This window comes from Zobellia sp. B3R18 (genome assembly GCF_018860715.1).
Classification (GTDB): Bacteria; Bacteroidota; Bacteroidia; order Flavobacteriales; family Flavobacteriaceae; genus Zobellia; species Zobellia russellii.
Window position 1 is genome coordinate 314,362 of sequence record NZ_JAHKQG010000011.1, and the last position, 26,477, is coordinate 340,838.

The following is a 26,477-nucleotide window of genomic DNA, read 5'->3' on the forward strand; positions in this document are numbered from 1 at the left end:
TTACTTACTTAGTTCCTCATAATTCTCGATAACAAATAGCGTTCTAAGGTTTTGCTTATGTAAAAAGTCTAAACAGTACACACCATTTGTACAATTATTGGTAATTTTTTCCTCGCCATAACCAACTGCCTTGGTGATGTTTTCATTTGGCACTCCGTTCGCCAATAAATAAGCTTTTATTGCTGCAGAACGTTTTTCAGATATACGTTTGTTAGAACTGCTACCTCCTCTACTATCCGTATGGGTCTCTATTGAAATTTTAAGTTTAGGGAATTTTTTTATGGCATCTACTACCTTGTCCAATTCCGGTGTCATGGCCAAGGTTACATTACTCTTGCCTGTCTCAAAATAGAAATTATTCAGGCTTAGCACATTCTTTCCTTCTTTCTCCCTAACAATATCCTCTAAAGAGACCAACTGTATTTGAGATGGCGCCTTCTGTAATTCTTCTAATTCCTTTGGATTGTATTTCTCTTTAAATGTTGAATAACCATCTTTGGAAATCTCCATGGAAACCACATCTGTATAGGGTATCTCTACTTGATAGGCACCATTGGCATTAGTAACCATTTGACTGAGTACAGCACCATCCTTATCAAAAACCGTTACGCCCACATTAGCTATAGGGGTATCGTATGGAGGTTTCACTACCGTACCCTTAAATATAAGTGTGCGTGGCCCTGGTTTACTTGCTATCTTAAAGCCGTAAATATCATCATTACCTTTACCTCCTGGTCTATTAGACGAAAAATATCCCATTAGCTCATGTCCTTCGCTTGGGCGAATGATAAAGCCAAATTCATCATATTTTGTATTGATTCCTTCTCCTAGATTCACAGGAATACTTAAGGTGTTATCTGGCTGAATATTACTTCGGTATACATCCATACCCCCATGTCCATAAAAAACATCGGAAGAAAAAAAGAGGCTATTATCGTAGACAAAAGGAGCAATTTCATTTCCAGGAGTATTGACTCTAGGCCCCATGTTGATGGGTTCGGACATAACCTGACCGTTATTGGTTACAACATAATAAAGGTCGGTTCCCCCATAACTATCATCAAAATTTGCCGCAAAATATAATCTTTCGCTTGCGGCATCGTAGAAAGGATAGTAAAAAGACGTACTTAAGTCTTTTAGCAAAAACCGAAAAAGTCCGCCTTCATAGGCCATACCAATTGCCAGTGCATTTTTTCCTTTCTCATCAAACGAAAGTTGTTTTCCGTTAGCATTGGAAAGCACATAGTACGTTCCTCCTGTAATACTGGAGTAGAAAGGTGTAGATTTATGAAAAGGGGAATCTGGCACGCCTTTGTATACATTAACATTGCTGATGTTTCCACCCTTTTCTATATCGGCCTCATAAATATCCAAGTACGACTCACCAGATGGCCCATAAATACGTTTTGACTTGTTCTTTCTACCACTACTAAACAGCAACTTGTCTTCGTGAAAAGCGGGTGAAAAATCGGAAAATTCACTATTACCGTTCAATGTAAAAATAAAGAACCCTGCAGATTCCGTTTCCTTGTTATCCTGTAGTAAATAATTGAAATCCGCATTTTCTACCAATTCACTTTCAAGAACATTGCTTTTGGACTTCAAAAAGGCCTTTACTCTTTCCTGTTCCGAGATTTTAGCCAAGCTCTGCAACATCTTATTAAACCGATGTGCAGACATGATAGTATCGTTCTTATTAATATCTAAATATAATTTAGATGCTTTATTATATTCTCCCGTTTTAAAATAGGAATCGGCCAAATTCAAGAGCTGATAGTTGGTAATGAACTTACCCTCTTGCATTTGTTTGTTATATTCTAAAATAGCATCTTCATACGCATAACTATAAAAATACTTATCGCCCTTAGATGTCATTTCTTGACCGAACGAAGGTGCCACGGTCAACGTAAAAAGTAATATGAAGATTTTGAATTTCATAGTCTAATATTAGAAAAATCTTGGCGTATCTATTTGTTTTGGTTTTCCTTTTAAGCTCTTGTTGCTTCCTCCGGAACCATCACCTTTACCCAAAAAGAACTTAAGAATAACTTCATGGGAACCACTACTAAACTCTCCTAGTGGGTTTGTGTTGTAATCATAAGAATAACCAATAAAGCTACCGCTCGTAATCTGAAAGCCAACTAAACCGCTAACGGCACTCCCCAAACGATAGGATGCGCCCATTGTAAACCGATCATTAAACAAAAAGTTAGCACTAAGATTGGTGTTCAATGGAGCTCCGTTAATATAATTCAATAAAAAAGCGGGTTTGAACTTTAATGTCTCCGAAACATCAAAAACGTATCCCCCAATAAAATTGAATTGCATTTTATCCTCTATAATCGTAGCAACATCATCATTATAGATTCCATCAGTTAAAAAGTTGGGAATAGACGCTCCTAAATACCAAATATCATCTTCATACAAGAAGAAACCAGCCCCAATAGTCGGGTAGAATTTTGAAATGGTCTCACGCCCTAAAATAGGTTCTCCGGGGTTTTCGAACGTACCCTTTGAAAAATCTACGTTTAAGAATGAACCACCGGCATCCATACCAAAAGAAAGCTTTGCTTTATCCGATACATTAAATTGATAGGAATAAGCCAATTCTACATATGTCTGAGTTGATGGCCCCAATTGGTCGCTTATAATATTGAACCCCATACCTGTTCTTTCATTAGCAAATGGTATGTTGGTACCTAAGCGAATCGTACGGGGAGACCCATCTACATCTAACCATTGAGCCCTATAGGCAGCTGCTATTTCAGGATTCTGAACCGACCCCACATAACCAGGGTTGAAGCTACCAATATTGTACATATACTGCGTATACTGTGGTTCTTTTTGGGCAAAACCGTTTGCCGAAATGAACAATACACCTATAGCAAAGCAGATGTAACCGTAAAAGGATTTTAATGTTCTATACTGCATCATCCAAATTATCTTATGAGCTGTATCCAGCCTTTTTTAGTGGTATTGGTATCAAAACCTTCTACATCTTCTGGTAAAGTTAGATTTAAGACGTAAAAATAGGTGCCGTCTGGAGCCTCTTTACCTTCCCACATTCCGTCCCAAATAATTTCCTCGGTCATCTGATTTCCCTCGAAAACCACCTTTCCGTATCTATTGAAAATTTTAATATCGTAAACAAGGTCTATTGGGGTCGACTCATGTTCCTTATTTATTTTAAGAACATCATTTGTACCGTCATTATTTGGTGAGAATTGATTAAAAATGATTCCTAATTCTGCCTCGGTCTTTTCCCAAATTTTGACGTCTACAGTAGCTCTATTGTTATCATACTTACCTTCACTATCTGTGGGAGAGGAACGAATAATTTCTGCTGTGTTTTGAAAATCATCCACGACTGGAAATTGCACTCTAATTTCAAGTGTAGCAACTTCATTTTTAATCAGTTCCGGTATCAACCAAAGTCCTGTTTCAGGAGTATAGTCTCCTTTATCAGCTACTCCACTTATGAAAACAAAGTCACTATCTTTTATCGAAGATATAGAATCAAGAACCTGAATATTAGAAATCGCATCTTCATTCGATTTATTCGTAACTTTTATGGTGAAAATAACTTCCTGTCCAACCAATGGGTTGACTCTGCTTAAATCATTATAAGGATGTTGAATTCCCAAAGTATCGTCTTCTTTTACGATTCTTGCAAACTTTTCCAATACCAAATCAATACCCTCGGGCAAATCAATATTTAAAGTCACCTCTGAGCTGTCATTTTCCGGATTTTCATCAACGGGAAAAGACTGCAACAATTCCGCAACATTCGTATATGGTCCGCCATCTAGAACATCAACAGTTATACTTAAAGTTACCGTTCCATTAGCCGGAATCTCAGCAATTGTCCACTCACCAGTAGCTACTATATAACTTCCTTCGGTAGCAGTATGTGATTTATACTCAAAGCCGGTTTCTAGCATTTCACCAATAGTAACATTTCTCGCGACCCTATCGGACAAATTATTTACCGCTATGGAAAAAATAACCTCATCTCCCGCTATGGCTTCGGCCTTATCAACCGTTTTTACAACCTGAAGATCTATTGGCGTAGGATCACAATTTCCATTATTGATATCGGGATCACAGGCATCTAGAGGATTGGTACCGTCTGCCTCCTCTTGACCATCGGTAATTCCATCTCCATCCGAATCACAAAGTCCGTTGGAGTTATCCGGTATACAGGCATTATTGTTGGCTGGATCTAACTGATCCACAACACCATCCAAATCGGCATCACCTTCGTTAAAACCATCAGCATCAGCATCTAAAACATTAGATTCCAAAGCATCTATAATACCATCACCATCTTCATCTAAAGGGTTGTCAAAATCATCACCTACTTCGTCCCCGTCGTTTATTCCATCACCATCTGTATCAGGATTTTTCGGATCGGTTTCCAAGATAGATTCTATTCCACCTAACAATCCATCTCCATCTTCATCCGTATCGCAACTGCTCACTGAAATTGTAACCTCAGCTGTTTCATTTTCACAAGGAGCCTGAGCATCTGTTGTTGTATAAGTGAACACATAGTCTCCTTCTGGCAAACCTTGAAAGTCAACGACATTATCTTCATTTATTGATACACTTGCAGAGGCGGTAGACCAAACACCTTCACTTACAGTTTCCCCATCTATAAAAGTCCTGTCCAAATCTAAAGTAGTAGTACCGAACCTATCATCGTTACAGGAAGATGCTTTTTGAGGATTACCCGCTGTCACCAAAGGAAAAACAACTGCCTCAACCTGTATTCTAGGTGATGACACACATCCGTTAGCTTCTGCCTCTACAAAATACGTAGTTGTACGTTGCAAATTATTAACGGCAAAATTAGCTCCAGTGCCCACGGGAGCACCTCCTTCTGCCCGTGTATACCAATTAATAGAGGCATCCTGCGTTGCTCTTGCACTCAGCACCACTCTTCCTGGCCCGCACCTACTATCTCCTGATGGATTCCCAAGAATTTCAGGTGTTTCACTCTGTGTTAATGGGACTTCTAGTGAAGGGCCTGGACACTCTTCAACTTCATCATAATAATAGGCATAATAAACACCTTGCTGTGGATCGTTTATTCGATTTGCTGGAACAGGGCTCTCTACCAATTTTTCGGGATCTAAAGCCCATCGTAAAACAGTACCAGCCGGAGGGGTTCCTAATATATAATCATTTAAAGAAGTAGTAATATCATCACAAAAGGTTCTTTGGACAGATGTATCTAAACTTGGCGCTACTTTAGCGGCGCAATTATTGCAGTCTTCAACTTTAATAGTTACCGATTTAGATTCGTTAACACAGGGATTTACAGCTCCAGTAGTTGTATACGTAAACACATAATTCCCAACCGGCTGCCCTTCAAAATTAACAACATTACCTGGCCCAATTGTTGGTGTAGCACCACCAGGAACTGTACCAACCGTCCAAGCACCTGGACCCTGTCCTGCAATTATATCATCAAGGTCTAAACTGTTGTCTCCAAAACTATCATCGGTATTATTACATAAAATACCAGGATTTGTAATAGTACCTGCAGATGGCGGGATATTAAAAGTTATGGTAACAGGGCTACTGGCCGTAAAACAAGAATTATCATCCGCCCAATAAACGGCATGATACGTTCCCGTGGCAGATATGTTAGGGTTAGGCAATAAAGCTCCTACCGTAGTTGGATTTGCATTATTACTCCATCGTAATGAACTACCGGCCGGAGCGCTTCCTACACCGCCAAGAACATACGTGTTCAAATTAACTGTTCCTCCCGGAGCACTACAAACCGTATTTGCTCTTGCATTTATTTCTGGTGCGGTATCTCCTGCCACACAATCATCATCAATAATTGTTACCGTGCGTTGCGCTACAGGCATTTGAGTGTACGAAAATTGTGTAGTGTTACTTGGATTCCCGAGTGTTAAGATTATAGTTTCGTTGGCTTCAGGGTCCGTATCAGGGGTAGGGTCCACAACTATTGTCTGCGGGGCATTCCCGCCATTAGGAAAAACCAATTGACCACTTGCAGGACCAGGAGCCGTATAATCCGTACCGTATGTTGCTGTACCTTGATTTGCTCCCGCCGCATTAAAATTATAGGGAACGGTAACGGCCGCTCCTGTGGCATTTACCTTATCAAGAGAAAGCGTATAGGTTGCGGTAGCCGCACCATCTTCAGCTAATGTAGCGGGCGTTCTGCTCAAGGCAAACGCACCTATATCATTGTCTGCAATAGTAAAACTAATATTATTTAAGGTCGGATGCCGTATCCCTCCATTTGAGACATCTATAATCTCAATATCTATTGTTTCATCAAGTTCAATTAAATCATCGTCAAGGATATCTATATTGACAGTTTCTTCGGGATTCAGGCTATTTAGAGTATATGAAAATTTAACAGTATCGTCTTCGAACAGACCAGAATTGGCGTCGATATAATCAATACCATTAGTAGCCGACCCGGTAATTTGTATGGTTACAATATTACCTAAGACATTTGAACCACTTCTCGTAAGCGTAAACGAGGTACCTGTACCTGCTTCAGAAGGATTCGCAGCTGAACGTGTAATTGATATCACTTGAGCATTAGCTCCAAAGCCAACACCTAAAAATAAAAGCAACAATAGAACGGTTTTGCCATGTGCTCTCAAACTACGGGCAAAGCGAGCTTTTTTCTTTTTCAATTTCATAACTGTCCTTTGAACAAAAATTCAATTCACAGCAAATAAAGTAGGTCCTGGCTAAATGGGCATCAATATTACTAAAAAAATCATCCACAACCGTAAATTTGGGGTTAAATCAAGGTTTAATGGATGAACTACATCATATACGGATGAAACATCAACTTGGGATATCTGCCGACTGACTTTCTGCTCCTGGAGCGATTTTTCTAACCAACCCTTGCAACACTTTACCTGGACCAACCTCTATGAACAGGGAGGCTCCATCGCTTACCATATTCTGCACACTTTGTGTCCATTTTACGGGAGCGGTCAATTGTGAAATAAGGTTCTTTTGAATTTCAGTGGAGTTACTTACCGCTACGGTAGTAACATTTTGATAAACAGGATATTTTGGCGTTGCAAAAGTGGTATTTTCTATTGCCGATGCCAATTCTTCTCGTGCAGGCTCCATTAGTGGCGAATGAAATGCACCTCCTACAGGAAGTACCAAAGCTCTTCTTGCTCCTGCTTCTTTCATACTTACACAGGCTGTTTCTATGGCTTCTACCTCTCCGGAAATCACCAATTGACCTGGGCAGTTGTAATTAGCGGCAACTACAACACCCGGTGTTTCTGCACATATTTTTTCTACTATAGCATCTTCCAACCCTAAAACGGCCGCCATAGTACTCGGTTTAAGTTCACACGCTTTTTGCATGGCCAAAGCACGTTGTGAAACCAATTTTAATCCATCTTCAAAACCTAGCGTTCCGTTGGCTACCAAAGCAGAAAACTCTCCCAAAGAATGACCGGCAACCATATCCGGCTTAAAACTGTCACCCATTACCTTACTAAGAATTACCGAATGTAAAAAAATAGCCGGCTGGGTAACTTTGGTCTGTTTTAGGTCTTCCGGGGTACCTTGAAACATAATATCGGTAATGGAAAAACCAAGGATTTCATTTGCCTGCTCAAACAGTTCTTGGGCCAGTGGATATTTTTCATAAAGGTCCAAGCCCATACCTACAAACTGTGCTCCTTGTCCGGGAAATATATATGCGTTCATTCTTTTTTATTTTTTAGTGCGTGCAAAAATAGCAAATTAAGTATAAGTCCCAAGTACAGAGCACTGTTCTTACTCCTTAAACCAACTACTGTACAATACATAATTATTGGCTATACGGTCTATTTCCCCTGAACTCAGTTCCGGACTAATGTCCTTAATCTTTTTTGCGGGTGTACCCGCAAATACACTTCCCGAGGGAATATGCGTGCCTTTTGTAACCACAGCTCCTGCCGCTATAATACTATTGCTCTCTACAATACAATCATCCATAATGATACTTCCCATACCTACAAGCACATTATCTTTTAAAGTACACCCGTGAACAATGGCGTTATGACCAATTGAAACGTTATTGCCAATTGTTGTTGGCGATTTTTGATAAGTACAGTGCACTATAGCTCCATCCTGTACATTAACCTTATTACCCATTTTTATAAAATGCACGTCTCCCCTAAGGACGGCATTATACCAAATACTACATTGGTCTCCCATAGTTACATCACCAACAATGGTTGCATTCTCGGCAATAAAACAGTCCGTTCCAAATTGTGGGATTTTCCCTTTTATCGTTTTTATCATTTTAATTTGCTTTACCCTAATTCTATATGTTCTAAAAATATGCCAAAAACTCTTTTTTCTTAGAGGCCGAAACCAATAACTCTTTTCCGTTTGAAACTACCACACTACCTCCCTTTCCCTTTCTATATTTTACTACCTCGTTAACATTTACCAAGTACGATTTATGAATGCGGGCAAATGAAAAACCGGCCAAAGCATCTTCAAAATACTTTAAGGTCTTACTGACCAAAATCTTTCTATTCTCTAAATAGATTTCGGTATAATTATCATCGGCTTTGCAATAGAGAATATCAGCAACATTTAGCACCTGAAAACCGTCTTGCTGCGGGAGGGTTATTTTCCCTTCTACGGATTTCAATTTAGGTTGTAATACCGTATCCGTCAGTTCAATTTCTTTTTGTTTAATTTCTTGAACGTATTCCACCGCCTTTATCAATTCATCAATGTTTATGGGCTTCATAAGATAATAGGCCGCATGGCTGTTCAAGGCATCCATGGCATATTGGTTGTAGGCTGTTACAAATACAGTCTCAAACGTACGGTTAGGTAACTCGTCCAGTAAATCAAAGGCATTGCCAAAAGGCATTTCAACATCTAAGAACACAAGGTCCAATTCATGCTTTTGTATAAGCTCCAATCCTTCTTGAATAGATGCAGCCTCCCCAACCAAATTGACATCAGCACAATATTTCCCTAAATAGTTCCGTAATATTTCACGGCTATTGGCTTCGTCCTCTACAAGTATGGCGTTTAATTTCATATTGGAATTTTAATTGAAAAAGCAGCTTATCAATCTTTTCGTAAAACGAATACCACCTTAGTTCCCGAACCCTCTTTGGTAAGGTCAGAAATAGCAACATCTACCTTATTTTTATACATATCGTTCAGAATGGCAATACGTTTTTTGATGTTTCCCATTCCTTTGGATTTTTGTTTCTTCTGGTTCTGTGTCTTTAGTTGCGATGATTTTTTTCTACCTATCCCATTATCAGCAATGGTTATTTCTAGGGATGTTGTCCCTTTCGGTTTTACATCAATTTTTAAAAGCCCCTTTTCATCTTTATATCTAAGCCCATGCCAAATAGCATTTTCTATATAAGGCTGAAGCAACATAGGCGGAATTTCAAAAGCCGAAACATCTAACCCCTTATCTACATTTAACTCATAACTGAACTTATCCGGAAAACGGGAATGCTCCAACTTTACGTAAAGCTCCAACAGTTCCAATTCCTTGGTCAGGGGAATAAAATCTTCTTCGGAATTTTCCAAAACCGAACGCATTAAGGTTGAAAATTCACTTAAAAACCTATTGGCACTACGCTCATCACTCTTTGCGATGTAATTATTGACCGAATTAAGGGCGTTAAAAATAAAATGCGGATTCATCTGCGAACGCAGGGATTTCAATGCCAAGAGATTGTTCGCTAGTTTTTGTTGTTGATTGCTACGGTAAAAGAAAAATGCGGCCAGACCCAACAAAATCATCCCGAATATCAGGGAATAGATAATCCACTTTTGGCGCTTATTACTCTCTTGAATAAGCTGCTGGCCCGTTACCGCTAAGTCATATTTGCTTTGAGACAACTCCCTCTCTTGCTCCAAACCAGAAATACGATTTTGCTTAGAGGCAATTTCACGATTAAAACGCGCCGCCCTAGAAATTTCTTGTTCCTTTTGCACGTATAGACTATCTACCAAGGATACATAATTACGATAGCTCTCAAAAGCCTTTGGATAATCTCCTTTATATTCAAATACCTCGGAAAGCTTGCGTGTGGCATCTTTTTGCACCACTAGGTCATTCTCTGAACCCGCCTCTTCTATACTCTCTTTAAGATACGGAATAGCCTCATCATACTTGTCTTGAGCAATGTATGCATTGGCAATTTTGTAATTGATGCGTTGCGAGGTAATAGAATCAAAATCCCCTCGGGCCTCTTTTTTAGTTGTTCTTCCCTTAGGTAGGGTCTTTAGTTCGTTAAGGCTTTTTTTACGAAGTTCTATTTCTGCACCATATTGACTTTTTTGATTGTAGAAATCGGCTACTTTTTCTTTTTCCTGTACTGCTCGCTTGGGCTCCAGACCTTCGGTTAATTGCAAGGAACTATTGTAGTACGCACCTGCCTCAACCAACTTATCATCTTGAGCGTACGTATCGGCAATTTTTGAATTTAAATCGGCTACTTTTGGAGATATCTGGTTCTTTCTAGCCACGATTAACCCTTCCTCATAAAAGGCTACGGCTTTATCTGCCAAACCTAATCCACGGTAAGCATCGCCCAAGTTTTCGTTCAAGGTCACCTTTTGATCGGGCTTAAGGTTTTCTATTTTCAGTAAAGGCTGCAGTTCTTTTTCCGCTTCAGAAAATTGTTTGTTCAAAATATAGGCTTCACCCAAGAGCAAGGTGGTCCGGGTAGATTTGTGGGCTTCCAGAGCATCCTTATAGTTGGTAATGGCCAGGTCATATTGTTTATGATATTGATATACTTCACCCAGAGCGACCAATGATTCCGAAAGCGATTTTTTATCAGCTTGCTTCCCAAGAACGGCAATGGAATTGGTGATATAATCTATGCTTCTTTTAATATCACTTTGCTTGTAGGAGTTGGCAGAATCCAAATATACTTTATGAAGACTACTTTGCGGCTGAGCCATTTTGCTACTGCGCACCTCTTTTTGCGCCCAAGAGTTCATTGTGGAGCACCCAATAAAAAGGAAAAACAATATGTAGCGAACTGTTTGCATTTGATTATTTGTACAACGTAAACTTAGTTGAATTATGCGTCATTAAAAAACGTCATCTGTCACTAAATGGGCGAAAAATGAATTGTTTTAAAGGCTTCACACACCCAAAAGGAACGTTCCCTCTTTCAAAAGGCCACTTCACTCAAAACAGGTTTTACAAGAATTAAGTTGCTTCTACTTTTACCTCATCAATAACACTTACAAAAACATTAATCCCCTCTTAATAGAGTTCAAAAAATTAAATTATGAAAAACATTAGACAGATTCTAGGATTGGCTTTTATGTCACTTGCTTTAACAAGCATGTACGGCTGCGAGCTAAAAACCAAAAAAGAAACAACAAAACCTGTATTGGCCCAGGTTTTCTTACCAGATACAAATGACAGGCCTAAAAGCAATACCGTTAAAATTGCCCTTTTATTGGATACTAGCAATAGTATGGATGGACTCATCAACCAAGCTAAGTCTCAACTTTGGGACATTGTAAACAAGTTCACCTATGCTAAGTGTGGCAACGAGCAACGCCCGGAATTACAAATTGCCCTTTATCAATACGGAAACGACAACCTATCCTCTAGGGAAGGGTATATTCAGCAAGTATTGAATTTTAGTGGAGACTTGGACGAGATTTCAGAAAAGCTATTCTCATTGACCACCAATGGAGGCGAAGAATATTGCGGCGAGGTTATCCACACTTCTTTAAAACAATTGAATTGGGGCGATAATCCCGATAATCTTAAAATGATTTTCATTGCAGGTAACGAGCCATTTACCCAAGGAAAATTAAACTATAAAGACGCAGTCACCAATGCCAAAGAAAAAGACATTGTGGTAAACACTATTTTCTGCGGTAATTATGAACAAGGCATAAATTCTGATTGGAAAAATGGCGCCACTTTAACCGGAGGTGAATATATAGCTATTGACCACAACAGAAAGGTAGTTCATATTGATACACCTTATGACGATGTTATTATACACTTGAATTCCAAACTAAACCAGACCTATATTTCGTACGGTGCTATGGGGAGTGTTAAAATGGAAAAACAACGTACTCAAGACTCCAACGCTTATGAACTGGAAGAAGCCGTAGCGGTAAAAAGAGCCGTAAGTAAAAGCTCCAGACTTTACAGCAACAAGAACTGGGATTTAGTTGATGCCCTAGAAGACGAGTCTTTTGATATTGCCATGCTTGAAGAAACCGAACTACCAAAGGAACTAAAAGGGAAGTCAAAAACCGAAATGGAAGCTTATGTTCAAGAAAAGAAGACCGAACGAAGTAAAATTCAAAATGAGATTCAAGAATTAAATGCTAAACGTGAAAAATTCATTGCTGAACAACAGAAAGAAGGCGAAAAAGGGGAGCTAGAAAACGCAATGTTAGAGGCTATTAAAAAGCAAGCAGCTAAGAAAAATTATAAGTGGGAAGAATAAACCTCCTACATCTTAAGGCAAAAAAGCATCCCGATATACCGGGATGCTTTTGTATTATATCTAGTTATAATTTATGACTTTACTGTGCTGCAGGACAATAACAATCGTACTTACGTTCTTTTTGACCAAAATCGTAACCTAAGGTTATTTGGTGAAATCCCCCATTATCAAAAACAACACTTCCTGATTGATAGGAATAATTATAGGACACCATAAAATTTCCAACATTAGCACCCACTATAGGCGTAAACAATTGTAATCGCTGTTCACCAAAGCTATCTGCGGTTGCAAACTGGGCGCCTTCAAAACTTCTACGGTATGAAAGTCCGCCCCAGATACGGCCAAAATCTACATCCTTATATACTTTGGCATTTAAATCTATAGATTTCTCCTCTGTAAATTCACTCATCTGAAACAAAATAGAAGGCTCTAGCTGCCATTCTTGCTTACCAAAAATGTATCCTACAGAAAATAAATACCTTCGTAAATTATCAATTACGGGCACATTTGCAGGATCCTGTCGGCCAAAACGATATAAATTACGCTTACTACTTAACAGATTGTTTACCGCAAAATGGGCGTAAAACTCCATAAAATTATAGGAGAAGCCCAAATCAACATTAAAGTAACCTTCGCTTATTTTACTACCTATCAAAGCATTATCAGGTTGTGCCGAACGAAATTCGGTTTCATCCAAGCTGCTTTGTAAATACGTTGGGCTCAATCCAAAAGATAATTGATTTAAAGTACGGCCATCTCCACCAAGCTTCAAATGATGCGCATAGGTCAATTTTACGCCGGTCTGAGCGTGATAACCATTGGCGTCATTAAAAACAATGGCTCCTACCCCACTATTACTTTCCCCAATTCTAAAATTGGCATTTATGGTCTGTAAATTGGGAGCGTCATCAACATCAAACCACTGCATTCTTGCCGTAGCCCTTATCTTTCCTCCCTCGGTAATACCGGCCATTGACGGGTAAACCAAATAATAATTATCGGATAAATAATCAAAATAAACGGGAATACCCTCTTGAGCGTTAGATTGAAATGCAAAGGATAGGCATGCAAGCAAGAGCAGTAAACGATATTTCATCTGTTTGATATAGAGGATGATTGATTGATCGGTTAAATATAAGATATAACGGATGAAATGTAACATTATTATATAGGCAATTCCATACGGACTGTTCAAAAATAGGTTGTATTTTTACAAAAATTTTGACACCATGAAGGAGTACACAATTACGGTTGTTAAAACCAACAACCCAGCGATTCTAAAATTTGAGACGAATCATTTTTTAACTAAAAACAAGAACTACGAGTTCAAGAATATAGACGAGGCCAAGAATTCACCTTTGGCACAACAGCTTTTTTATCTTCCATTTATCAAGACCGTATATATCTCAGGAAACTTTATTGGCCTAGAGCGGTATGATATTGTAGACTGGGAAGATGTAAAGGATGAAGTGGCCCAGCAATTGGTAGAGTACCTTAACGCTGGCGAGCCGGTTGTAAACGAAGTTGAGGAAACCACTAAAAAAGTAGCCATTACGGTTTATGCAGAGGTTACTCCTAACCCATCTGTAATGAAATTTGTTGCTAACAAACCTATTGTACCGGCAGCATTTGAATTCAAAAATATAGACGAGGCTAAAAATTCGGAATTGGCCAAACAACTATTTAACTTTCCATTTGTAAAGGAAGTTTTCTTTGACCTTAACTATGTTTCCGTTAGCAAATATGATGTAGCAGAGTGGGAAGATGTTACCATGCAATTGCGCGAACACATACGTGAGTACCTTGCGGATGGTAACGAGGCTATTTCCGAAAGTGCAATAGCCAGGACAAAAGAAGCTGCTCAGGATAGTTCTTCTCCAAATCAAACTGTAGTAGAATTGGATGACACTTCTCAACAAATAGTAGACATCCTAGAGGAGTATGTAAAACCTGCTGTTGCCAGCGATGGTGGAAATATTCTCTTTCAATCCTATGAAGAGGATAGTAAAACGGTAAATGTTATACTACAAGGGGCCTGTAGTGGTTGCCCTTCCTCTACCTTTACTTTAAAAAATGGAATTGAAACCATGTTGAAAAATATGATGGGAGACAAAGTAAACGAGGTAGTGGCCATTAATGGCTAATGGACTAATTTTTATAGGTTTAGAATCAAGAATCCTGTTCAATAATTTCGTAATTTGAAACGAATCATAAAAAACAGAGTATTATGGCAGTTTTAAAAGTTATAGAAGTATTGGCAAATTCCGATAAAAGTTGGGAAGATGCAGCCAAACAAGCGGTTGCCCAAGCATCTAAATCAGTAAAGAATATTAAATCCGTTTACATTAACGAGCAAAGCGCTACAGTTAAAGATGGTAAAATGGATAATTACCGAGTAAACGTAAAAATTACCTTTGAGGTAAATTAGTACGGAAACCAAAACTAAAAAAAGCGTTGTAATCCTATTACAACGCTTTTTTTTATTGCTTGAATCCCTAAGATTGGTTGTATATCAACAGAAACACAGGCTAGATACACAGTCAATTTGGGCACATATAAACAAACTATTAACGCATTTAATTTTTGCACTCCGGATTAACAATAGTTTAATTAACTGAGTTTGATTGAAGCCTTTGATTTTAGTATGTTGCTCCCTTAAAAAAATAGTACATGGAAAAATTTGCAGATTACCAAGAACATATTGATAAAGCTATAGATTGGATATGGGAGGTCTTGCCCGATGTTGTTATGGCCCTCATTATTCTGGTAGCCGGATTATGGGTGATTCGATTTTTGAATAAAATGGTCCGTAAGTTCTTCGAAAAGAAAGACTATGACCTAGCCTTAGAAAGTTTTCTACAGAGTTTTATAAGTATAGCACTCAAAGTCTTACTTTTTGTTTTGGTCATAACCCAATTGGGAGTTAAATCGTCATCACTTATCGCTATTATTGGTGCTGCCGGTCTTGCTATTGGTTTGGCCCTACAGGGTTCGCTTTCCAATTTTGCCGGTGGCGTACTTATCCTACTGTTCAAACCTTTTAAAATAGGCGATTGGATTTCAGCTCAGGGGGTTGATGGCTCCGTAAAGGAAATTACTATTTTCTACACCAAGGTAAACACCTTTGGCAACCAATTGGCTATCATACCAAATGGACAATTATCCAATAACAACGTGGTAAATTATAGTGCGATGCCAACAAGACGCGATAATATAAAGGTGGGTATTGGCTATAGCTCCAATATCAAAACCGCTAAAGATATCATGTTAGATATTTGTCAAAAAAATGAGAACGTACTTAAAGACCCCATGCCAGAAGTGTATGTAGATAGTTTGGGCGATAGCTCCGTAAATCTAACATTAAGGTTCTGGGCAGAGAATTCTGTCTTTTGGGCCGCTCACTTCTTTATAATTGAAGAAGTAAAAAGAAGGTTTGATGAAGCAGAAATTGAAATACCGTTCCCACAACGTGATGTTCATGTAAAGGGTGAATCCTTAAAAGCTTAAATCAAAGCAACAGAATTATTTCTTTTTCTGTTGAAGGATAAAATCTTTTAAATAATAAGGCTCAAAGTAGGCTACATCTTCAAATTGGCCTGCTTTGAACTTTTTATAGGACAACCGGGCCATTTCATTTGCCGAAGGTACTACGGAAGCATCAAAACTTAAATTAGTGTTTGAGAGCACGGATTTACACTTTTCGGCGCCATTACCCACCAATAGAACCTTACCTTTATTCAGGAAATCAGCAAATGAATTTTCATCAATAATTTCGGCTTCGGTGGGTCTTACCTCGTTTTTATCCTTGTCAAAAACGGATGAGTACACCTCCATACGCCGCGCATCCAATACGGGAATTACAAAATCTATTTCCTTGGAAGATACTTGCTCTGCCATACTCTCTAGAGTGGCAATTGAAATTAAAGGTATATCCAAAGCAAAACATAATCCTTTAGCCGCAGAAACCCCAATACGAAGACCCGTGTATGAACCCGGACCTTTACTGACTGCAATGGCATCTAATTCGGAAGCATCCATATTTACCTCCTTAAGCACCTCTTGAATAAAAACATGCAACTGTTCAGCATGTGAATAATTAGGCGTATCGTGCTCTTTAATCACTAAAACACGCCCCTCTTTGGCTATACTTACCGAACAATTGGTAGTAGCCGTTTCTAAGTTTAATATTATGCCCATACGGCTGCAAAGATACACGAGAAGGTTTAATTTACATACAAAAATAGACCCGCCCAGTATTACACTAAGCAGGTCTTCAGTTTTTGGTAATTGAAATCTTATTTCAACTCCAAAGGTAGTCCAAAATAGAACTCCAATACCTTAAGTCTAAAAATATAGTCGTATTTGGTACGGATCAATTCAGCTTCTGCATTATCTACCCTTGATTGTGCCTGACTAAAGTCAAAAGCATTCATAAGCCCAACATCATAACGTTCTTTTGAATAATCGTAGGCAAGACGTCTTGCATCCAAGGTTTTTTGGGCCGCATCATAGGCCTTTGAAAAACTCTTGACATCTACATATGCTTGATTGATGCTAGTCTCCAAATCCAATTTATCCTGTTCCAACTGCAATTTGGCCTTCTCAACATTAATTTTAGAGCGCTTTATATTGTTCTTTACGGCGAAACCATTAAAGATTGGAATATCCAACCTAGCTCCATAAGAAATACCGTCATTAATCCACAATTGATTTACAAAACTCTCTGCGGGAACCAGTCTTCCCGTAGCACTATCAAATCCGCCTTGATCCGAATATCTGGTATTGTAATTAAAGAAAGCCCCCAAGGTTGGGTAAATAGCGCCCTTGGCGATATCCAAATCTTTCTTGGCCAAATCTATATTGGATTGCGAAAATTTAATGTCGTTTCTAAAAGTTAAGGCCTCTGCAAAAATTTCTTTTGGTGATTTTGACTGCACCTCGGATGGAGGCACCTCAAAATCGGCATCCAAGACATCAAAATTTTCATAATCCGTTATCTGAAGCAATTGCGCCAGATTGATACGGGAAATCAACACTTGGTTCTGCGTATTTACGATTTGTTGTTCAAGGTTTGCGGCGGTTGCCTCTATTTCCAATAAATCTCCCTTGGGAATAACACCGGCATCCACCAATTCCTTAGACCTTTTTAAATCCTGTTCGGACACAGCAAACTGGGCTTCAAAAACCTTTAATGTTTCCTTATTGGAGAGTATCTGCAAATAAGCGTTGGCTACACTCAAGCGAATATCGTCCTTAAGGTCATCCAAACGGTATTGATTGGACAATGCGTTCAGTTTAGCCCGATTTAAACGGTGTAGATTTCGCAAACCGTCAAAAAGTGTCAAAGACGATGTCAACCCTCCATTGGCAGATAAAATTGTTGTGGTTACCGGCTGATTGGTGGTTGGGTCAAACGAAAGACCTGTACTACCCGTTACGCTTGCACTAGAATTCACCGCAGGTAACATTGCTCCCACCGCGTCCGATTTGTCTATTTGCGCATTTTGCAGATCCAACTCATACTGTTCTACGGAAAGGTTATTTTCAACCGCATAGTCTACACACTCCTGCAGCGTCCATTTCTTCTGTTGGGCGCTAACGGCCCCAATAGAAAATAAGAGCAGTAATGCTGTTAGTTTAAAATTCATGTTTTGATTATTTGATTATGATTGATGATTTTTACTCTTCTTTAGCTTCTTCTTCCTCTTCGTCTTCTCCTTTTTTAATAGGCTCGGTCTTGTTCCAAATCTTCACTTTGTCCGATTCTGTTAATCCCGATACGATTTCAACGTTAACCCCATCCGAAATTCCTATCTCAATATCCCTTCTTTCAAACTGCTGATCGCCAGTTTCAATCTCTACGTATGGTTTATCGGTCTTTTTATCAAACTGCAACAGCGCTTCGGGAATAACCAGTACGTCGTCTTTTTTCTCAAGAACCAATGATGCATTGGCACTATATCCAGCTCGTATAAAAATATCATCTTTTACCTCAACATCACCTTCAATCTTAAACTGTACCGCACCTGTTTCCTCTATTCCTTTAGGTGCTATAAAACGTAATTTTGCATCCAGCTCGGTTCCTTCTATTGCGCCCAAACTAATTTTTAAAGGTGTACCTACTTCCAATTTGGCAACCTCGCCTTCATCAACCTTTCCTTCAAAAATCATCTTGCTTAAATCGGCAATGGAAGCAATGGTTGTACCATCATTAAAATTGTTACTCTCAATAACCTGATCACCTTCTTCTACCGGTATTTCCAAAATAGTCCCGTCTACCGTAGCGCGTATGTTCGTATTAGCACTACTGGAACCTCCGGCCGACCCTTGACGAATAATCTGATAGTCTGCTTTTGCATTTTCAAGCTCCTGTACCGCTTGATCGTTCTGTAGCTGAAGGGTATTAAAATCCTGGCTAGAAATCACACCTTTATCGAACAAGGTCTTGTTCCTGTTGTATTCAATTTTTATATTATTAAGTGCCAGTTCGGCATTCCTTACCCTACCTCTAGATTGGTTTAGGGCCTGTTCGTTTGGCACCACCTTAATTGTTGCTATTAAATCTCCCGATTTAACCTTCTGCCCCTCCTCCAAGTATATTTTTTGGATGATACCCGAAATCTGAGGTTTTATTTCTACCTCATCCTCTGGAATTACTTTTCCAGTGGCCACGGTTTTCTTTTCTATATTAGAAATGAAAGGAGTTGACGTCTCATACGTAACAGCATCTTTACTGTTTGATTTCACGAAAAAAGCTGCGGCCCATAGGGCGCCTAATATCAAAATACCAATTAAGATATATTTTACGATTTTGTTCATTTTTTCAGATGTGTTTATTGTCTATTGGTTCCGTTGTCTTCCTATTTGTTACAAAATAGCTTGTTATTCTTCACGTAGCGCGTCAATAGGCTTAATACTAACGGCACGTTGGGCAGGTATAAGCCCAATTAAGGTTCCTAATACCACCATAATGGCCAACGCCCCTAACACATAGGGTATAGGCACTGTTGGGTTTGTATAAGGGAAATCAATATCTTTTGTTAAACTAGCAATACCCGCCAAAGTCATGGCACCCAAAATAATACCCATGATACCCGCTATGACGGTAAGAAAAACGGATTCTAAAATAATCTGGTTACGCACTTCCGCAGGTGTGGCGCCAAGCGCCCTTCGTACGCCAAGTTCCTTGGTTCTTTCCTTTACCGAAATAAGCAAAATGTTACCAATACCTATAACCCCTGCCAAAATTGTAGCAATACCAACAATAAGGGACAGAAACGTAATTCCGTTGGCAAAACCAACGATTTTATTGAACTGTTCCCCCAAATTGAACGACCCAAAAGCACGGTCATCATCCGGATGTACGTTATGCAGGTTCTTTAACAAGTCCTTTATATTCTCCTCTACTTTTATAACATCTGCATCATCATAGGCCGCAATGGAAAACCATCCTACATTTTCGCCTGTATTGTACAATTTTTTGAAGGTGGTAAAAGGAATAAAAATATCGCCATCACCACCAAAACCACCACTAGGCTCAAATTTATGGACTCCTATTACTTGAAAATATACATTGTCAATTTTAAAATATCCACCAATGGGATTCTCATCCTTATCAAACAGCTCTTTTTGTGTACGCTCACCAATTACCGCCACTTTACGGGACTGCTCAATATCCTCATCATTAATAAAACGACCGCCATCATAAATTTTCTTGGGAGCTATTTTGGTAAAAGCCGGATAATCCCCAAACAAAGAATAACTACCCGTTTTGTTCTTACGGCCAATGTTGGCAGGGGGCGACCCAAAAAATCCACGTACGTTTCGTGGGGCAATATATTCTACTTCCGGTATACGATTTTCTATCATTACCGCATCTTCGATTTTTAATTGCATCTGCCTTCCGGTCTTGTACCCCTCATTGGGCATGCTTGTGCTTTGCCCCCATACGAACATACTGTTCCTGGCAATGGTCTGGAACATGCTCTCAAAACCATTGTCCATGCCCTTGGCCGCACCGGAAAGCGCTATGTAAATAAAGATGCCCCATAAAACCCCAACAACCGTAATGACGGTCCTAATCTTGTTCTTACTGATCGAACCGAAAATCTCTTGCCATGTATTTCTATCGAATATAAAGCTCATATTATTCGTCTCTTAGGGCTACAATGGGTTTAATACGTGCGGCACGCCTTGCGGGAACATACCCTGCAATGGCACCAAAAATAATCAGTACTATAGTAGCCGAAACAGCTATACCTGTATCTATATATGGGTTGGTAATAAAAAAGTCCTTTAGCTTTTCACCCATTGAACTTAAAATGGCTACACCAACGAGCATCCCAACAAAACCGGAAACCGTAGTTATAAATACGGATTCCAATAAAATAGTTCCAATTACCGCTTTGGGCGTAGCGCCTAGTGCCTTGCGTATACCCAATTCCTTTGTTCGTTCCTTGACCACAAAGACCATAATGTTGCTGATCCCGATAATACCTGCTATAATAGTTCCAAAGGCTACGAAACCTACAATGATCTGTAATACCCTGGCAAATTGCTGATTCTGTTTTAATTGATCGGCCACATTCCTGATGAATATTCCGTTTTGATCCTTAGGATTGATGTATTTTTTTGAGCGGATAAACTTATCCAAACTCTTTTCAAAGGCCATAGCCCCTGCATAACCAATCTCCGGTTTAAACCCTACAACAATCTGATTGATCTTATCTGTGTTCTTTTCAATCAACTGTCGGGTGGTATATGGTATATATACCACGCGCTCTTCATTATCTCCTCCATCATCTTGAAAAACCCCAATAACTTTAAAAGAGCTACCGCCTACATCTATATATTTACCCATTGAATTTTTAGCCCCAAAAAGGTCTTGCTCCACCAACCTACCAATTACAGCATATTTGGTCTTGTTTTTTATATCCAGGTCGTTTAAGTAACGCCCCTTCATCATAATGGTCATTTCATTGTACTGGTGTGCAGGCCCTACTGCTTGTGTTCTATAACTATTGGACTCGTTTTTGTAGCTAACCGTATCCTGGCGTGTTAATCTTGGTGAAATATAATCAAGGAACAAGGGGAAGTTTTTCTCAATATCTGCCAAATCACTATTATCGAACTCAATGGCCCTATTGGATTTATAACCTTTATAGGGCATAGTTGTCCTACCAGGAAATATATAGAACACATTGGTGGCATCATCACCAAAAAAATCATCAAAAGTATTGATGAGGCCGTTGCCAAATCCGAAAAGCACAACAAAAATAAGAATACCCAAAGCCACGGTAAACCCCGACAAAAATGTACGAAGTTTGTTTTTTTGAATAGTCTCGAAAATTTCTTTCCAGTTGTCTCTACTTAACATATTGAGCAGCCCTAACCTGTTCTACTTTTTTATCTTCCACGATTACTCCATCCTTTAAATGCACAATACGCTTACACATATGGGCAATGTCTTCTTCATGCGTAACGACAAGAATGGTATTGCCCTCATCATTTATATTCTGAATAAGATCCATTACTTCGTACGATGTCTTACTATCCAATGCACCGGTAGGCTCATCGGCCAAAAGCACTTTTGGTTCTGCCGCCATAGCTCTTGCTATTGCCACACGTTGCTTTTGCCCCCCGGAAAGTTCATTTGGCAAATGGGTTGCCCATTCTTTAAGCCCCACCTGAGCCAAGTATTTAAGGGCTTTTTCCTCCCTTTCCTTTCTAGGTACTTTTTGATAGTATAAAGGAAGTGCCACATTTTCCATAGCACTTTTGTAGTTAATAAGGTTAAACGACTGAAATATAAAACCTAAGAACTTGTTTCTGTATTTAGCCGCTTTGGTCTCGTTCAAATTCTTAATAGGAACTCCGTCTAACGTATATGATCCGGAATCTGCCTCATCTAACATTCCCAAAATGTTCAATAAAGTTGATTTTCCCGATCCGGACGAGCCCATAATAGCCACAAGTTCTCCTTCTTCAATACTAAAATTCAACCCTTTTAAAACATGCAACGAATTGCTACCCATTTTGTAGGATTTATGCAGATCTTTAATTTCAATCATGGTAGTATTGTTAATTGTATTTGGAATTCTTGAACAATATGGCAATAGGACTTGTAAGTTGCCCAATTGTTACAAGATGGACTCCAAATTTTGTGTTAAATAATAAAATTATCCTTTTTCTTCCTCCTTTTCAATGGCATTCCAGACTTTGATTTTATCCGTTTCTGTAAGTCCGGATTTTACTTCAACAAAAATACCATCGCTGATTCCCAGCTCAATATCCTTGCGTTCAAAGCTTTGATTCCCACTTGACACTTCTACATAAGGCGACTTTGTTTTATCATCAAACTGCACCAAGGCTTCCTTAATAGCCAAAACACTATCTGCCTTACCCAGTATTACCGATGCATTGGCACTTAGCCCCGCCCTGATAAAAACGGAATCCTGCTTTTTCATAGTTCCTTTAATTTCAAACTGAATGGCACCGTTCTCTTCTTTTCCCTTAGGAGCTATATAATCTAGAACTGCATCAAACACCTTTCCCTCTAAAGCCCCAACAGTAATTTCAAGAGGCAAATTCTCTTTAATTTTACCTACTTCACTTTCGTCTACCTTTCCTTCAAAAATCATTTTATCTACATCTGCAATGGCGGCAATGGTAGTTCCTTCGTTAAAATTGTTACTCTCTATTACCTGATTACCCACTTCCACGGGCACCTCAAGTACCATTCCGCTAACGGTTGCCCTAATTTGAGTATTCGCGGCATTTCCATACCCTTTTGTAGTACCTGTTTTTACAATATCATAACGCTTGTTGGCCGCAGCATACCCTTGTTTAGCTTGGTCATAAGTAACTTCCGCACGTTCCAAATCTACTTTTGATATCACCCCTTTAGCGAACAACCCCTTTTGACGCTCCAGGTTTCTAAGCTGGTCATCTAAATTGATCTTGGCCTCATCAATTGTATTTCGCGCATCGTTAAGCGCATTTAGATTGGGCACCACTTTAATCCTACAAAGCAAATCTCCCGACTTTACATAATCACCACCTTCAACAAACACCTCTTCTATTACCCCGGAAATATTAGGCTTAATGAGTACTTCCTCCAAGGGAAGTATGCTTCCCGTGGCTACCGTTTTCTTTACAATAGTCTTTTTAGATGCCTGTTCCGTTTCATACACTACAGGGTCTTCAGCGTTTTTTTGGTATAGGTAATACATTGATCCGCCAAAGGCCACGACTATAAGCAAAAGGATGATTCTGGTTACTGACTTTTTCATTTTTATGATTGATTGATGTTATGTTATTCGATTGTTGTTTTTATAAAATTGATTCTCAGTCTACTCGGTTCTGAGAGCATCTATGGGCCTTACTTTTATTGCACTCTGCGCCGGAATAAAACCAGCTAAGAGACCTGAAAAAATAAGAATGAACAGAGCCACTACAACTACCCCTAAGCTTACACTAGGATTAGCGAACATATCTACCGGACCGTTCATATCCAGAAGCACATTGACCCCATAGATGAACAATGCACCTAAAGTAATCCCTGCCATACCCGATATAATGGTCAAAAAGATAGATTCCATTAAAATCTGTAGTTTAATGGACCAAGGGTCTTCTCCCAAAGCCCTACGTATTCCTATTTCCTTGGTTCTTTCCTTTACCACAATAAGCATAATGTTACTTACCCCAATTATTCCGGAAAGCAATACTAGAATCCCTACGAAATAGGCGATAAAACGCAACGCCCCAAATAAACTCTGAACGCGCTGAAATTGTTCATATAAATCAAAATGCCCAACGGCACGCTGATCTTCCGGGTGTACTTTATGGTTTTCTTTAACCACGCCCATAATCTTATCCTTTAGACTAGTGATAGAAGTACCATCGTTTGCAGTTATTGCCATCCACCCCACATCATTTCCCCTATTAAAGGCTTGGGAAAACGTGGTAAAGGGCACGAAAATTTCCTTTTGCGCTTCCTCGCCGTCGCCATCGTTACTCTTCTTTTTATAGGTTCCGACCACCATAAAATTCACTCCCTGAATCTTTATAAACGAACCCAGTACTTCTTCATCTTTATCGTAAAGCCCTGCTCGTACTCCCTCTCCTATTATTGCAATCTTTCGTTTTTCCTTTATATCATTATAGTTCAAAAACCGCCCGGAAGTCATGGTCATAGGGTCTTGCTTGCTAATTTCAGGATAATCACCGTACACATTATAGGCTCCGGTCTTAATTCCTCGGACTACATTGTTGGCTCCATTAAACCCGCCAAGTTGGTTTCTTGGAGATATAAATCTTAAGTTGGGCACCTTATCCCTTATCGCCTGAACGTCTTCAACTTTAAAAAGAAAGCTTCTATTTTTTGGAAGACCCTTATAGGGCTTAGTAGTACTTCTAGACCACATGAACATGGTATTGGTAGCAATGTCTCCAAAGTCTTGCATAATGCCGTTCTCCAGCCCTTTTCCTGCCGAAAGCAACAGGATTAAGATGAAAATACCCCAGAACACCCCAAAGGCCGTTAATACGGTTCGGAACCAGTTACCGGTAAGTACTTCCAAAATTTCTTTCCAACGGTCTTTATTGAACATGATTGTGAAATAAAATTGGTTCAGATATTGTTTTATTCATCTCGTAATGCATCAATGGTATGAATATTGGCCGCCCTCCATGCTGGAAAGAACCCTGCCACTGCCCCCGCCAATACTAGTACAAAAACAGTTGAAATAGCTACCGTAAAATTTACGGAGGGGTTTAAAACGTAGTCCACCTCTATATGAGGGCCAACAAACTCCAAGAGTCCCATACTAAAAATGAGTCCTGCAAAGCCAGAAATGGCCGTAATGAAAATAGATTCGTGCAAAATCATACCAACTATAGACCATGGCTTGGCACCAAGTGCCTTTCGTATACCAATTTCTTTGGTTCTTTCCCTTACCACGATCAGCATAATATTACTCACCCCAACCACACCAGCTATTATGGTACATATGCCAACGAACCAGAAAAACAAAGCAATATTATCCGTTAGACTATAGTACCTTTTAGCTTCTTCCATAGCACTCCATACAAATATAGCATTGGTGTCATCCGGTGCAACGGTATGAACTTGTTGTAAATACGACTGAAGACTATTTTTGAACTTAATAGATCTGGAAACTACTTCTTCAAAATTATCTGCGGGCGGTAAAGTATAAGCAAGGTTATTTAATCTATCCCCACCGTTAAAAGTGCTTTGGGCCGTGGTCATGGGTATGTAAATGCGCTCCTCTTCCCTGTCCTCGGTTTCATTGAATACGCCAACAATCTTAAAAGGTAGTCCTGAAATCTTAATGAATTCCCCAACCGGGTTATCAACTTTAGAAAAAACATCATCTGCTATTTTCTTTCCTATTATCGCTACTTTAGCCCTATCCTTTTCATCCTGGGGATTTAGAAATCTACCCCCGGACATATTTGCATTCTCTATTAATTGAAATTGGGACGAAACTCCCTGTACCTGGTACACCAATGCTTCGTTACCGTAGGTAACCGATACATTCCGAACAAAAATTCTAGGTGATTTAAATTGAATGTCGTCTTCGAGCAACTTTGCCGAAAACTCGTAGTTGGCATTGGTTAACTGAATATTTCTGCCAGGGTTGAGCCCCTTATACTTTTTTGTGGTAGTACCCGGCCACACCCACACACTGGTTGCCGCATCTTGTTCAAACTCATGGGCAATACCATTGCGAAAGCCTTCGCCAAAACCTAATAAAATAACGAGAATAAATATACCCGAAGCCACGGATAAACCGGTAAGGAAGGTTCGCAATTTATTTTTGCGAATCGTATCGAAAATTTCCTGCCACCTTTCGATGTCGAACATGTAGTTGATTTTGATTGATTGATTGATGAGCACGATGGGGGATATCGCACAACTACAAGACTATGAAGGGCACTTTTTGTTACACTAAATTACCAAAA

Annotated in this window: 21 protein-coding genes; 4 read left to right on the top strand and 17 right to left on the bottom strand. The window is 39.3% G+C overall.

The genetic code is table 11. The features are described 5' to 3' along the window. The 7 genes from KO513_RS07865 to KO513_RS07895 all read right to left on the bottom strand — a co-directional run bounded on the left by KO513_RS07865 (position 1) and on the right by KO513_RS07895 (position 11,058). On the bottom strand, positions 1–1,938 hold the full coding sequence (locus tag KO513_RS07865) for an OmpA family protein (protein WP_215912942.1): 1,938 nt from the start codon (positions 1,936–1,938) through the stop codon (positions 1–3). A gap of 9 nt (positions 1,939–1,947) precedes the next feature. Next, complete coding sequence (locus KO513_RS07870) at positions 1,948–2,934, bottom strand: PorP/SprF family type IX secretion system membrane protein (protein ID WP_252735712.1); 987 nt, start codon at positions 2,932–2,934, stop codon at positions 1,948–1,950. Positions 2,935–2,939: 5 nt separating this feature from the next. After that, the gene (locus KO513_RS07875; protein WP_215912943.1) at positions 2,940–6,695 is read right to left on the bottom strand and encodes a gliding motility-associated C-terminal domain-containing protein; all 3,756 of its coding nucleotides are present in this window, start codon (positions 6,693–6,695) and stop codon (positions 2,940–2,942) included. 151 nt (positions 6,696–6,846) lie between these two features. After that, positions 6,847–7,734, bottom strand: a complete 888-nt coding sequence (gene fabD / locus KO513_RS07880) for an ACP S-malonyltransferase (RefSeq protein ID WP_215912944.1) — start codon at positions 7,732–7,734, stop codon at positions 6,847–6,849. Positions 7,735–7,803: 69 nt separating this feature from the next. Beyond that, positions 7,804–8,313, bottom strand: coding sequence for a gamma carbonic anhydrase family protein (locus tag KO513_RS07885; protein ID WP_215912945.1), 510 nt, complete (start codon positions 8,311–8,313; stop codon positions 7,804–7,806). Between the two features lie 31 nt (positions 8,314–8,344). After that, positions 8,345–9,073, bottom strand: coding sequence for a LytR/AlgR family response regulator transcription factor (locus KO513_RS07890; RefSeq protein ID WP_215912946.1), 729 nt, complete (start codon positions 9,071–9,073; stop codon positions 8,345–8,347). Between the two features lie 29 nt (positions 9,074–9,102). Further along, positions 9,103–11,058, bottom strand: coding sequence for a tetratricopeptide repeat-containing sensor histidine kinase (locus KO513_RS07895; RefSeq protein ID WP_215912947.1), 1,956 nt, complete (start codon positions 11,056–11,058; stop codon positions 9,103–9,105). A 245-nt stretch (positions 11,059–11,303) separates the two neighbouring features. Between KO513_RS07895 and KO513_RS07900 the strand changes: the two genes are divergently transcribed. After that, complete coding sequence (locus tag KO513_RS07900; RefSeq protein ID WP_215912948.1) at positions 11,304–12,491, top strand: vWA domain-containing protein; 1,188 nt, start codon at positions 11,304–11,306, stop codon at positions 12,489–12,491. A gap of 79 nt (positions 12,492–12,570) precedes the next feature. Here the strand turns inward: KO513_RS07900 and KO513_RS07905 are convergent, their stop codons facing one another. Next, positions 12,571–13,587: a PorP/SprF family type IX secretion system membrane protein gene (locus KO513_RS07905; RefSeq protein WP_215912949.1), complete on the bottom strand. Its 1,017-nt coding sequence runs from the start codon at positions 13,585–13,587 to the stop codon at positions 12,571–12,573. Between the two features lie 133 nt (positions 13,588–13,720). Here KO513_RS07905 and KO513_RS07910 point away from each other — a divergent pair, with 133 nt between their 5' ends. The 3 genes from KO513_RS07910 to KO513_RS07920 all read left to right on the top strand — a co-directional run bounded on the left by KO513_RS07910 (position 13,721) and on the right by KO513_RS07920 (position 15,998). After that, positions 13,721–14,635 (top strand): NifU family protein, encoded by a 915-nt coding sequence (locus KO513_RS07910; RefSeq protein WP_215912950.1) that lies wholly within the window; start codon positions 13,721–13,723, stop codon positions 14,633–14,635. An 83-nt stretch (positions 14,636–14,718) separates the two neighbouring features. Next, entirely contained in the window at positions 14,719–14,919 is a 201-nt protein-coding gene (locus KO513_RS07915; RefSeq protein WP_215438486.1) for a dodecin family protein, read from the top strand. A 242-nt stretch (positions 14,920–15,161) separates the two neighbouring features. Next, entirely contained in the window at positions 15,162–15,998 is an 837-nt protein-coding gene (locus tag KO513_RS07920) for a mechanosensitive ion channel family protein (RefSeq protein ID WP_215438487.1), read from the top strand. Positions 15,999–16,013: 15 nt separating this feature from the next. Here the strand turns inward: KO513_RS07920 and tsaB are convergent, their stop codons facing one another. The 9 genes from tsaB to KO513_RS07965 form a co-directional block, all read right to left on the bottom strand. Continuing rightward, complete coding sequence (gene tsaB, locus KO513_RS07925; RefSeq protein ID WP_215912951.1) at positions 16,014–16,688, bottom strand: tRNA (adenosine(37)-N6)-threonylcarbamoyltransferase complex dimerization subunit type 1 TsaB; 675 nt, start codon at positions 16,686–16,688, stop codon at positions 16,014–16,016. Positions 16,689–16,786: 98 nt separating this feature from the next. After that, positions 16,787–18,139 carry a TolC family protein gene (locus tag KO513_RS07930; RefSeq protein ID WP_215912952.1) on the bottom strand — a complete coding sequence of 451 codons (1,353 nt, stop codon included), beginning with the start codon at positions 18,137–18,139 and terminating at the stop codon, positions 16,787–16,789. A 31-nt stretch (positions 18,140–18,170) separates the two neighbouring features. Then, positions 18,171–19,310, bottom strand: coding sequence for an efflux RND transporter periplasmic adaptor subunit (locus tag KO513_RS07935; protein ID WP_215912953.1), 1,140 nt, complete (start codon positions 19,308–19,310; stop codon positions 18,171–18,173). Positions 19,311–19,373: 63 nt separating this feature from the next. Beyond that, on the bottom strand, positions 19,374–20,636 hold the full coding sequence (locus tag KO513_RS07940; protein ID WP_215438491.1) for an ABC transporter permease: 1,263 nt from the start codon (positions 20,634–20,636) through the stop codon (positions 19,374–19,376). 1 nt (position 20,637) lies between these two features. Continuing rightward, positions 20,638–21,867: an ABC transporter permease gene (locus KO513_RS07945; RefSeq protein WP_215912954.1), complete on the bottom strand. Its 1,230-nt coding sequence runs from the start codon at positions 21,865–21,867 to the stop codon at positions 20,638–20,640. Further along, positions 21,857–22,561 (bottom strand): ABC transporter ATP-binding protein, encoded by a 705-nt coding sequence (locus tag KO513_RS07950; RefSeq protein WP_215438493.1) that lies wholly within the window; start codon positions 22,559–22,561, stop codon positions 21,857–21,859. The genes KO513_RS07945 and KO513_RS07950 overlap by 11 nt, the downstream gene beginning before the upstream one ends. A 108-nt stretch (positions 22,562–22,669) precedes the next feature. Then, on the bottom strand, positions 22,670–23,782 hold the full coding sequence (locus KO513_RS07955; RefSeq protein ID WP_215912955.1) for an efflux RND transporter periplasmic adaptor subunit: 1,113 nt from the start codon (positions 23,780–23,782) through the stop codon (positions 22,670–22,672). A 60-nt stretch (positions 23,783–23,842) separates the two neighbouring features. Further along, a complete protein-coding gene (locus KO513_RS07960; RefSeq protein WP_215912956.1) occupies positions 23,843–25,102 on the bottom strand; it encodes an ABC transporter permease in 1,260 nt (419 codons plus the stop codon). Between the two features lie 32 nt (positions 25,103–25,134). After that, positions 25,135–26,379: an ABC transporter permease gene (locus tag KO513_RS07965; RefSeq protein WP_215912957.1), complete on the bottom strand. Its 1,245-nt coding sequence runs from the start codon at positions 26,377–26,379 to the stop codon at positions 25,135–25,137. Positions 26,380–26,477 lie beyond the last annotated feature (98 nt).